Here is a 12,246-nt window from a genome sequence, read left to right on the forward strand (position 1 = left end):
TTCTTTATTCGTTTACTTTTGAATTTCTAAAAATAAGCACTTGAAACAGTTTAGCCTCATTATCTTTTTTATTTCTGGAATAATTTTTTCCCAAACTCAAAATGACACCACCGCCTTAAAAGAAGTCAAACTTAAAACTTCACTGGATATAGAAAAGAAGTATCAATCCGAACTCAACGTTTTTTATTTAAGTCAGCAGGAATTGCTACAGTCCAACCAGACATCGATTGCTCCGTTTTTGAATAAAATCCCAGGGGTTTATATGCAGCAGGGTGGTCTCAATACGGCTAAAATTAATATTCGGGGCATAGGGGCGAGGGCCCAGTATGAAACTAACAGGATCAAACTGTATTATAACAATATACCGCTCACCTCTGCCAATGGCACTTCCATCCTGAACGATATCGATCTGACCACCATTTCTGAAGTGAAAGTGATGAAGGGACCCCAGTCTACCAAATTTGGTGCTGGCCTGGGGGGCGTTATACAGCTTAGCTCGGTTTTAAAAGATCAAAGCTATACCGCATCCGAATTTCTTTTTGGGAACTACGATCTTTTAAAACAGAATTTTGCTTTGAATGTCTCGGAAGGCAACAAAAAAATTAATCTAACCTATAACAATTTGAGTTCCGGAGGTTTTAGAGAAAATAGCAATTACCAAAGGGAGTCTTACTTTTTAAATTCAGAATGGAATTTGTCCAAAACCTCCAAACTTCAGCTAGTTGGCCAGGTCATTCAGTTAAAAGGATATATACCGAGTTCCCTGTCTAGAAGCAGTCTGGAAGAAGATCCAAGCCAGGCAGCGTTCACCTGGGGTCAGGCCAAAGGTTTCGAATCTTATACCAGAGGTGTTGTTGGATTAAATTTTGCAAACAAAATCGGTACGACTATTCAACAGAATACTGCCGTTTTCACCACCATTAAAAATGCTTTTGAACCTAGACCTTTTGATATTTTAAAAAATGAAAATGCAGGCATAGGACTCCGGCATACTTCAGAACTGGATTTTGACTTATTTGGACTTTCCTCAAAAATAAGTCTGGGCGGTGAATTCTTAAGAGATGATTATGAAGTATCTACCTTTGAAAATTTATATGCGCAAAATAACGGGCAGGGATATCTGCAGGGCGATTTGCTTTCCGACTTAACCCAGACCCGCCAATATATAGAAGGCTTTACAACATTAGAGGTTTCTGTATCCAGAAAACTGGAGGTCAAGCTGGGCTTAGCGACCAACAAAACGCGTTATGAAATTCAGGACCTGTACTCCGGTTCAGGAAATTCCCAGACCGGAGATTACAGCTACGATCAGGTTTGGCTGCCTAACCTGGTCGGAACTTACGCCATTTCAGAAAATCAAAAAATTTCAGCGAGCATCAGCAAGGGCTTCTCCGTTCCAACCGTTGAGCAGAGTCTCACCGAAGAAGGGGTTTTCAACACAGCACTTCAGCCTGAAAAGGGATGGAACTATGAAGTGGGGTATAAATCCAAGTGGTTTGGGGATAAGTTGTTTGCAGAAGTGAATGCGTATTATATGGATGTGGAAAATTTACTGGTGGCCAGGCGTGTGGCAGAAGATCGCTTTGTGGGAATCAATGCGGGTTCCACCTCTCATCCTGGTATTGAATTCTCTCTAAAATCGAATCTCAATTATGGCTCCTGGCTGAAACTTCAGCCTTATATCAATGGGAGTTTCAATTTTTATGAATTTGACGTGTTCGTGGATCAGGGCGAATCCTTTTCCGGTAATGATTTAACGGGTGTGCCTTCAAGGCAGTTCAGTTTTGGACTTGATGCCCAACTGGCCGATAGGTTTTTCCTGTATTATCAGACCAATGCGGTTTCAGAAATTCCGGTAAATGATGAGAACACTGTGTTTACTGAGTCATACGCTGTATCTTTACTTAATGCCGAATACAGGTTTCCGCTTTTTGATAGCCTGACTGCAAGATTAGCTTTTGGGGTAAACAATTTATTTAATGAACAGTATGCCTCAAGTATTGTCACCAACGCCATAGGATTTGGAGGAAGTGAACCGAGGTATTTCTACCCCGGTGAACCCAGAAATTATTTTGGAAGCTTTGCTTTGAATTATACTTTTTAATTCAAGAATCTAAGATCTGAAATCTAAAATCTTTCATTTTATCTCAGATATTCTGTAACCACTTCACTTTTAAAAGGCAAATCGTTGCGTTCGGTGACCGGTAAAGCGTCTATGTCTGCTCTCAAGGCAACCATCTTTCCCGTTTCTTTTCCTTTTAAAATGCCTACTATGCCGGTATGAGCCACTCCTGTTTCTACCTCCAGTCCCAGGTTTCTGAGATGCTCTGCAATTTTTTCTGAACTTTTAAATTCACGGTTGGAGAGTTCAGGATTTTGATGAAAATAATGCCTCCAGTCAATGACTTTCTCTTCGATAGACTCTATATCTTTTACGAGTTGAGCATCCATTTGTGAAAACATATTCATAACAGATAAAAGACTAAGCTTGTAAATAGTAATTTCATAGTTTGTGTCTTTTAAAAATTTAGAATAGTGTAACCTTCTTTTTGAAAGTGGATCAGAGTGGTCATGGCCGAAAGGGCGATTTTGACATCGGGATGGAGTTTACTCCTGTCTATGGACCTGTGCCTGGACGTCGGGCCGCACAAAATGAGGTCTACCTTATGTTCAGAAAGGATACTTAACAATTCATAATTGGGATTCCTGAGATTTTTCTCGTTATGATGAAGGGCATATGCTTGATGATCGAGTAAATCGAATATAGCAGAACCGTGAACCACCAGAGCCGCCTTCACTGAATTGTTTTCTAGTTCAGTAGCTTGAGGAAGCCTCAGATAACGAGCTATAGTTATAAAGTTTTGATTGGGTTTTTCTTTAGAGTCGGTACCGCTGGCCACATAAAAAAACCGCCTTGAATTCCTGATTTAAATCAATTTCAAAATCAGCATCTTCAATCTCATATACGGGTCCATAAGCGTCTAGCCTAAGTTTGGTTTGAGAAAATCCCAGAACAAAGACCAATACAGCTACAATGAGTAGTATGTTTTTTATGGATTTAAGTTAGGATTTTACAATCACGGCATCAGGCACTAAGGCGGAATAGTCACCATTATGCCGTATGACATCTCTTACAATCGAGGAAGAAATGTAACTTTTTCCACTGGATGTGAGTAAAAAAACGGTTTCTATTTTTTCCAGTTTTCTATTGGTGTGCGCAATGGCTTTTTCAAATTCGAAATCAGCAGGGTTTCTCAGGCCTCTTAAAATGAAATCGGCATTTTCTTTTAGGCAGTAGTTAACAGTGAGACCCTGGTAAGTATCCACTTTTATCTTGGGTTCATCTTTGAAGGTTTCTTCCAAAAAAGATTTTCTTTCCTCTAAGGTGAACATGTATTTCTTGTCTGAATTGACTCCAATAGCCAAAATGATTTCATCGAAAAGCGTAAGTCCTCTCACAATGATATCGTAATGTCCAAGAGTAATGGGATCGAAGGATCCTGGAAAAACAGCTCTTCTCATGACTTAAAAATTTGTTCTAAGATACTTAAAACTCAATTAGCTTTCAAAGTTTTTGACGGCGACTTCAACCGCACTTGTAAACAACTCCTGAAGCGAAATTCCCGCAGCTTTGGCTTGCTGAGGTAAAATACTGGCTTCAGTTAAACCTGGACAGGCATTACATTCCAAAAAATGAGGCTGATTGTTATGAAATATAAATTCCGATCTGGTTAAACCTTTCAGCTTCAATAATTTGAATATTTTAACGGCCAGGTTTTGAACTTCTTCCGTTTGTTCCTTACTTAAATTGGCGGGTGTAATTTCCTGGGATTTGCCCAAATATTTAGCTTCAAAGTCGAAAAATTCGTTTTCAGATATGATTTCAGTAACAGGTAAGGCCTGGGTTTCATGACCGATATTGATGACCCCCACACTCACTTCACGACCATCTAAAAATGATTCTATAATCACTTCATCATCTTCTTTGAAAGAGAATTCCAAAGCGGATAAAATGTCCTCTTCCTTTTTAACTTTAGAGATTCCATAACTGCTTCCTGCCCGGTTAGCTTTTACAAAACAAGGTAAGCCTACATGATCAACGATGGCTCGCGTATCGATGTCATCCCCTTTATTGATGTAGACATTTTTAGCGGTTTGAATGCCGTAAGCTTTCAGGACTGAGATGCAATCCCTCTTGTTGAATGTAAGCGCAGCCTGGTAATAATCACAGGCGGTTTGAGGGATTTGCAGGGTTTGTAAGTAGCCCTGAAATAAGCCGTCTTCACCTGGCGTACCATGAATCGTATTGAACACGCAGTCGAAATGTACCCTTTGCCCTTCAATATCTACTGAAAAATTAGATTTATCGATGGAAAATTCCAGACCTGAATCTGTTTTTATATACCAGTTATCTTTTAAAATATGAGCTCTGTAAACCTTGAACTCAGGATTAGCAGACAGGTGCTTATACACAACCTCTCCGCTTTTAAGCGAAATAGCTGCTTCGCTGGAATAACCGCCCATGGCTACGGCTATAGTTTTATTCATTGTTATAATTTTGTTCAAATATAAGTTTTCAATTTTGAATCAAGACAGACAATTATTCCATATCACATCATCAGGAGGAGCAGCTTCAAAAGTAATTTTTTCTTTCTGTACAGGGTGAGTTATCGTCAGTTTTCTGGCGTGAAGGTGAATGCTTCCGTCTTTATTGCTTCTGTCAAAGCCATATTTAAGGTCACCCTTTATCGGTGATCCAATAGCAGACAACTGGCTTCTGATTTGATGATGTCTTCCCGTTTCTAAAACCACTTCCAGGAGATGATAATTATCCAGGGATTTAGCTATCTGATAGGAAAGTATGGCTTCTTTAGACTCCGGTACAGCCTTGATGTGTGCGTAGGATTTGTTTTGCTTTGGATTCCGCTTGAGAAAGTGTACAAGCCTGGCCGACTCCTGCCTGGGTTTACTTTTGACCACAGCCCAGTACGATTTTTGAGTCTCCCGGTTGGCGAAGGCTTTATTTAAGCGGGATAAAGCTTTGGAGGTTTTGGAAAAAACCACAATGCCAGAGGTAGGTCTGTCCAGTCTGTGTACAACACCCAGATAAGCCTCGCCAGGCTTATTGTATTTATCCTTCAGGTAAAGTTTTACAACTTCACTCAAAGGTAAATCCCCGGTTTTATCTCCCTGAACAATATCACCGGATCGCTTATTGATGACGATAAGGTGGTTATCTTCAAAAATAATTTGAAGGTTATTTGGGGTTGAGCGCATAGAAAGTATTAAGAAGTTACAAATTATGGGTTTTTATAAGCTATACATCCTGAAATTTAGGTCTGGATCACACCCAAATTAAAATCTTTGGTGATAGGAGCGTGGTTGGCAACCTCAATCCCACTGGAGATCCATTTTCTGGTATCCAGGGGTTCTATGACCGCATCGGTCCACAATCTTGCCGCTGCAAAATAAGGACTGGTTTGCTCGTCGTAGTTGTTTTTGATCTTATCGTAAAGTTCTTTTTCCTTTTCCTCGGTGATTTTCTCGCCCTGAGCCTTTAATCTCGAGGTTTCTATCGAGAGTAAAACTTTAGCAGCCGAATTTCCACTCATCACCGCCAGCTCTGCACTAGGCCAGGCAAAAATCAATCTTGGATCATAGGCTTTTCCACACATGGCATAGTTCCCGGCACCATAAGAGTTACCTATAATCACGGTGAATTTTGGAACAACTGAGTTACTGACAGCGTTTACCATCTTGGCGCCATCTTTTATAATGCCTCCATGTTCACTTTTACTGCCTACCATAAAGCCAGTGACATCCTGAACAAACACCAGGGGTATTTTCTTCTGGTTACAGTTGGCTATAAAACGGGTAGCCTTGTCGGCAGAATCACTGTAGATTACACCACCAAACTGCATCTCACCTTTTTTGGTTTTAACAATTTTGCGTTGATTAGCCACAATACCAACGGCCCAGCCATCGATTCTCGCATAACCGGTAATGATGGTCTGGCCAAAGCCTTTTTTGTATTCTTCAAATTCCGAATCGTCCACAAGACGCTCTAGGATAGGCATCATGTCGTACTGGTCACTTCGCTTGGCTGGAAGTAAGCCGTAAATTTCTTGAGGATCCAGTTTCGGTTTTTTAGGTTTTTTGCGATTAAAACCAGCTTTATCAAAATCACCGATTTTATCTACAATCGTCTTTATTTTAGTGAGCGCATCTTTGTCATCCTCGGCTTTATAATCTGTTACCCCGCTTATTTCGCAGTGGGTAGTGGCTCCTCCTAGGGTTTCGTTATCCACATTTTCGCCGATGGCAGCCTTTACCAGATAGCTTCCGGCAAGAAAGATACTGCCCGTTTTATCAACAATCATGGCCTCATCACTCATGATTGGCAAATAAGCTCCACCTGCCACACAACTTCCCATAATCGCAGAAATCTGAGTGATTCCCATACTGCTCATCACGGCATTGTTTCTGAAAATTCTGCCAAAATGCTCTTTATCGGGAAAAATTTCATCCTGCATAGGTAGATACACACCTGCACTGTCTACAAGATAAATAATAGGGAGTCTGTTTTCAATAGAGATTTCCTGAGCTCTCAAATTCTTCTTGCCTGTAATAGGAAACCAGGCTCCAGCTTTTACAGTAGCATCATTAGCCACAACGATAACTTTTTTCCCCGAGACTTTTCCAATTTTTACAACCACGCCGCCACCTGGACAACCGCCATGGTCTTTATACATGCCATCTCCGGCAAAAGCTCCAATTTCAATAGCATCTTTGGCATCATCGAGCAGAAAATCAATACGCTCTCTTGCTGTCATTTTACCTTTACTGTGGTGTTTTTCAATTTTTTTCTCTCCTCCGCCAAGTCTTACTTTAGCAAATCTGCTTCTGAGGTCAGAGACTAAAAGTTTATTGTGATCTTCGTTTTTATTGAATTTTATATCCATGAATAAGGCTCTATAAGTTGAATTGCTAAAATACAAAACCTAGCTAACAAACCTTAAACGATTTCGTTTACTCTTGCTAAATTTTCCAAACTTATCTTCCAGGGAACCCAGGCAGCTTTAATTTTTTTGCACAAATTTCCCTTATTTAACTTAATTTAAACGCGATAGCCTGTTTATAATAGAGATGTTATTCTAAATTTGATTTTTATTTCAACCTGTGAGCGAAAACCAACCCTCTTCCCGGCCATTATACAAAAAGATGCTTAGGGTACTTCTGAGAATCTTTCTGGGTCTGTTCATTTTTTTCATACTTCTGATCCTGTTCATCCGAAGTCCCTGGGGACAGGATATCATAGTAGGTAAGGCTACAGATTATATCAGTGAAAAGATAGATACCAAATTCAATATTGGTAAGCTATACGTCACCTTTTCCGGGAATCTGACTCTGGAAGAGCTGTACCTGGAAGATACCTCTCAGGATACCCTGGTCTACTCTGAATATTTAGAAGCCAATGTCCCGTTTAGACCTCTTCTTTTTAGAGATGAAATTCAAGTTGATTTTGTTGACTGGCGGGGACTCAAAGCCAATATCTATCGGAAAGACAGCGTGCAGGGCTTCAATTTTCAATACATTATAGACGCCTTTGCAACTGATGCTGACAACCCACCTCAAACTCAGGATAATTCTGAAAGTTCCTTCAGTCTCTCTCTTGGAAGTCTTTCCTTTACTGAGTTTGATCTTAGTTATTATGATGAAGTCACAGGAATAGATGCAAAACTTAATCTCGGTGGTTTAGAACTCGAGAATGAAAGCCTTGATCTTGAAAACATGAAGTTTCATCTGTCTGAACTCAGCTTACAAGAGACCTCTATTTCGCTGTCTCAAATGCAAGCGTCGAAAACGCCTGAAGAAGAGCAAAAATCAAGCTTACCCTGGATTTTGGTCGATGAATTCAGTTTACAGGATGTGGATATTCACTATAATTCTTCAACCGAAGGCATCGCTTCTGAAGCCTATATAGATGATTTTTCTTTTTCAGATCTGGATGCCAATCTCAACACGCAGGAGGTTGCTTTGGACCAGTGGGTGTGGAAAGACAGCCGCCTAAAGCTGGAAATGAAATCGTCTGCACCTGCAAAGGAAAAAGCCGGAGAAGCTGGGGATTCGGAAGAAGCCTTTACCTGGCCTCAATGGGAGGTTAATGTGAATGAAATCGCTTTTGAAAATCATCAGATTGCGTTTTACAGGAACGGAAAACGCCCTAGCAAAGGGGAGTTTTCCGCTGAAGCTATTGCGGTGGAGAAGTTTAATTTTAAGATGAAAGACTTGACTTTTTCTAAAAATGAAAGTTTGAGTTTTAAACTCGACGACCTTCGATTCAGAGAAGAAAGCGGACTTGTTTTGGAGGAATTTCAAATGCTAACGCAATTTAATTCAAAAGAAACTAAACTGAATAATGTTAGGATGAGGCTTAATAATAGTCTGCTCTTTGCCGATTTAAATTTTAAGTATACCACCCTTGAAAACCTTATCAGTTCACCACTAAATTCGACTTTGGAGGTTGATGTGAGCAGTATCAAATTCAATGTCAAAGATGCTTATGTGTTCTCGCCAGATCTTAGAAAGAATAAGCAAATACAGAAGTTAGCTAAAAAGAATTTTAAAGGCAATTTTGAAGCGCATGGCGATGTCGAAACTTTAAGTATTTCGCAGTTCAACTTGTACTGGGGTGAAAAGACTCAACTGCAACTCAAAGGAAGTCTGAGTAAATTTACACAGGCTGAAAAATTTGGTTTCAACTTTAAGAATTTGACTGCCAAAACCATTAAAAAAGATTTATTCGAATTTATTTCAGAACAAGACTTAGGGATGTCTTTACCTGAATCAGTTAAACTTACGGGAGATTTTGCGAAAAAAGGCGCTAATTTTTCGACTAGAAGCCAGCTTATGACTCCTCTGGGCGATATTTTGCTTGAAGGGTATTACAACTCCTTAAATGCGATTAACTATAAGCTTGCACTTGATGTCCAATCTTTAAGACTTGGAAAATTACTTCAAAATGAACAGCTCGGTAACTTAAGCATGCAATTGAATTCTGAAGGAAAAGGCAATACAATTTATGAGCTTTCAGGTGAGCTTTCATCAAAAATCGACAGTATTCGCTGGAATGATTATACGTTTTCCGGGATGGAAATCCAGGGAAAGCTGAAGGAAGGCACCGGTGATGTGAAGTTTGACTATGCCGATAAAAGTTTAAAATTTGATTTTGTGTCAACGCTTGAATTAGATTCCGTTTCTCCTCAAGTAGATATGAAATTCAATTTGGAAGGGATAAACACGCAGGAGCTCGGGTTAACCACTAAAGACATCAGGGCTAAAGTGCTGGCAAATCTCCAGTTTAAAGGCAATGCAACTCAGTTTCAACTCGATGCTCAGCTTGAAGACGGTCTGGTAGTGTATGATAATCGTCCGTATTATTTGGGAAACTTTGAGTTTTCTTCAGAAGTGGATTCTACAAAAACGCTAGCAGGAATTTCAAGTCAGTTTTTGAATGGAAGCCTAAAAGCTAATACAAATATAGAAGGACTTTCAAAGGCTCTTGAAAATCATTTTAAAAATTATTCAGAGGATTCAATTTCGCAAAGCCCGTCAAATCGACCTGTAAATTTAGATGCAAATTTAAAATTTACAAATTCTCCAATCTTATCTGAAGTATTTATTGATGGCATAAAACAAATGGATACTCTTCATGCTTCCTTTCAGTTTGATGAAGAAAAAGCGCTCTTGACTTCTGCTCTAAGTCTCCCGTATTTAAATTATAAAGACAATGAGCTAGAGGGCTTACGTCTGGAGGTTCAGTCTGAAAAGTCCTACATTAAATTTGATTTAGGGTTTGATAAGATTTATGCTGGCCCCTTGGATGTTGCAAAAACTCAAATTCAGGGAAATTACGAGGACCGTCTTTTGAGTTTAGATTTAGATGCTTTCAAAGATGAGGAAGAGTTATATAGTTCTTCGGTATCTGTCAAGTTTGAAGATGAGGACCTATATAGAATACATGTTTCTTCAGATCAATTGATTTTAAATGCATCTTCCTGGACTATTTCTGATGAAAATGAGATAATTTATCAAAATGAAAAGATCAGAACTTCAAATTTCAGTATTCATCAAAATTCGCAGCAAATTGCACTTAGAGATGATTTAGACTTTGAAAAAAGGCATCTGGGGGTTACGTTCGATAATTTTAAGTTATCAAGCCTGTTCAGCTATTTCAACCCAGAAGAAAAATTGACTAGTGGTAAACTGAGTGGTAACCTTGTTTTGATAGAGCCCTTTGTTTCCAATGGATTAATTTCAAATCTCACTATTGAAGATTTAAAGGTTACAGAAGTTGCTTTAGGGAATTTAGCCTTGAGCGCAGTAGCAAAACCAGACGACGATTACGAACTCGATTTAAGCCTTAAGGATGCAGGTGTAGATTTGGTAGTAGATGGGGTGTATCATACCAATCCTGCTGAGTCTGAACTGCACTTGAAAATCGATTTGAATAAACTTGAGATGCAGACTCTGGAAAATTTTGCAACCGAGTATATCAACAATTCCAAAGGCGATTTAAAGGGTAATTTTTCTATAGATGGTTCGCTTGAAGATTTAGATTATGAGGGTGAATTAACTTTTGAGGACGCTCAGTTCAATTTATCAAGACTTAATACATTGTTCAGGCTAAAAGATGAAACCATTAAGCTCTCCAAAAATAAATTGAGCTTGGATGATTTTACTGTGGAAGACGCAGAAGGTGAATCGTTTACGACCAATGGCTTTATCGGTTTGGAAAAAGTGACAAATCCAAAATTCGATTTGTCTTTTAGTGCAGAAGATTTTCAGTTGATAAATTCTGAAGCAAAAGATAATGAACTCTATTTCGGTAAATTGATTTTTAGTGCAGATGCAAGCCTGGAAGGAGATCTGGATTTCCCAAAAGTAAGAGGAAATCTGACCATTAAAGAAAAATCGGATTTAACCTATATAGTTCCGGAGTCTCAGGCGGGCATAGAAGAAATAGAGGGTATCGTCGTTTTTGTCAATAAGGAAAATCCAGATGATATTCTAACACAACAAAAAGAAGAAGACCTAAAAGCAGTCTTAACAGGCATTGACTTAAAAACGGATATTAAAATCCAAAAAAAATCAAACGTAAAAGTTGTTTTCAATGAGCGAACCGGCGATAATGTGAAAGTCCAGGGTGGGGGAGATTTCAAATTCTCCATATCCAGAACGGGACAAATGAAACTTCTTGGAAAGTATGAGGTCACAGATGGGATCGTAGAACTTAACTTTTATGATGTAGTGAAGCGAAAGTTTGATATTGCGCCTTCGAGTTCAATAAGCTGGAGTGGTAATATTTACAATGCAGATTTAGATTTAAGAGCCATTTACAGAATAGAAACCTCCACCAGTGCCTTGATGGCCACTCAAACTGCCGGGGAAAGTTCTGTTATTCAAAACAGATATAAGCAGCAGTTGCCCTTCCTGGTTTATCTGGATGTGGGCGGTGAACTCATGTCTCCGGAGCTTTCCTTTCAACTCGATATGCCGGAAGATAAGCAGGGCGCCATTAATGGAACAGTTTACGGAAGAGTAACTCAGGTAAATCAACAGAAAGATTTGCTCAATAAGCAGGTATTTTCATTGCTGGTCTTGAATCGCTTTTATCCGGCCTCCGGAAGTGATGGCAGTCGGGGTGGTGCTGCATCAATGGCCACTGAAAACATAAATCAGGCCATTTCAGATCAGCTGAACCGGTTCTCAGATAAATTGACTGGAAACACAGGTATCAAACTTAATTTTGATGTGGACAGTTATACAGACTATCAGGGAAGTACAGCGCAGGAGCGAACAGACCTGAATGTGTCTGCACAAAAAAAGTTTTTTGATGACAGGCTTGTGGTAGAAGCAGGAAGCTCTGTAAATGTTCAGGGTGAACAAAGACAGGCGGAAACACAGCCAGTTATTGGCAACGTCAGTGTAGAATATCTTCTTACCGAAGACGGTCGCTGGAAATTAAAAGGCTTTAGAAAAAGTCAATACGAAAATGTGATAGATGGTCAGGTCTTCGTCAGTGGGATTGCGTTGGTTTTTACGCGCGAGTTCAATAAATTTAAGGTGCTGTGGGACAAAGCATTCAGAGAATCATTAAAAGAAGAAAGCTTGAAAGAGAAGTCGGATTCTCAAAAAAAATCGGAAGACAAACAAAAATCTGAAAACAATACGGATGGGTAGGCT

General features: G+C 39.4%; 7 protein-coding genes and 1 pseudogene. 2 read left to right on the forward strand and 6 right to left on the reverse strand.

What is annotated here, in order from left to right; translation table 11 throughout:
* The first annotated feature begins 40 nt into the window (after nucleotides 1–40).
* Nucleotides 41–2,104 carry a TonB-dependent receptor gene (locus G3567_RS08040; protein ID WP_164004821.1) on the forward strand — a complete coding sequence of 688 codons (2,064 nt, stop codon included), beginning with the start codon at nucleotides 41–43 and terminating at the stop codon, nucleotides 2,102–2,104.
* Nucleotides 2,105–2,148: 44 nt separating this feature from the next.
* Here G3567_RS08040 and G3567_RS08045 read toward each other — a convergent pair.
* From G3567_RS08045 to G3567_RS08070, 6 genes and pseudogenes are all read right to left on the reverse strand, one after another.
* Nucleotides 2,149–2,507: pseudogene (locus tag G3567_RS08045) on the reverse strand (amidohydrolase); the annotation flags it as partial.
* A 12-nt stretch (nucleotides 2,508–2,519) separates the two neighbouring features.
* Nucleotides 2,520–2,900 (reverse strand): DsrE family protein, encoded by a 381-nt coding sequence (locus G3567_RS13475; RefSeq protein WP_317164168.1) that lies wholly within the window; start codon nucleotides 2,898–2,900, stop codon nucleotides 2,520–2,522.
* A gap of 163 nt (nucleotides 2,901–3,063) precedes the next feature.
* Nucleotides 3,064–3,522, reverse strand: a complete 459-nt coding sequence (gene coaD / locus G3567_RS08055) for a pantetheine-phosphate adenylyltransferase (protein WP_164004822.1) — start codon at nucleotides 3,520–3,522, stop codon at nucleotides 3,064–3,066.
* A gap of 36 nt (nucleotides 3,523–3,558) precedes the next feature.
* Complete coding sequence (locus G3567_RS08060; protein ID WP_164004823.1) at nucleotides 3,559–4,548, reverse strand: D-alanine--D-alanine ligase; 990 nt, start codon at nucleotides 4,546–4,548, stop codon at nucleotides 3,559–3,561.
* 39 nt (nucleotides 4,549–4,587) lie between these two features.
* Nucleotides 4,588–5,277, reverse strand: a complete 690-nt coding sequence (locus G3567_RS08065) for an RluA family pseudouridine synthase (RefSeq protein WP_164004824.1) — start codon at nucleotides 5,275–5,277, stop codon at nucleotides 4,588–4,590.
* A gap of 56 nt (nucleotides 5,278–5,333) precedes the next feature.
* The gene (locus G3567_RS08070; RefSeq protein WP_164004825.1) at nucleotides 5,334–6,962 is read right to left on the reverse strand and encodes an acyl-CoA carboxylase subunit beta; all 1,629 of its coding nucleotides are present in this window, start codon (nucleotides 6,960–6,962) and stop codon (nucleotides 5,334–5,336) included.
* A 259-nt stretch (nucleotides 6,963–7,221) separates the two neighbouring features.
* Between G3567_RS08070 and G3567_RS08075 the strand changes: the two genes are divergently transcribed.
* Complete coding sequence (locus tag G3567_RS08075) at nucleotides 7,222–12,243, forward strand: translocation/assembly module TamB domain-containing protein (protein ID WP_164004826.1); 5,022 nt, start codon at nucleotides 7,222–7,224, stop codon at nucleotides 12,241–12,243.
* Nucleotides 12,244–12,246 lie beyond the last annotated feature (3 nt).

Source organism: Psychroflexus aurantiacus, assembly GCF_010820555.1.
GTDB classification, from domain to species: Bacteria; Bacteroidota; Bacteroidia; order Flavobacteriales; family Flavobacteriaceae; genus Psychroflexus; species Psychroflexus aurantiacus.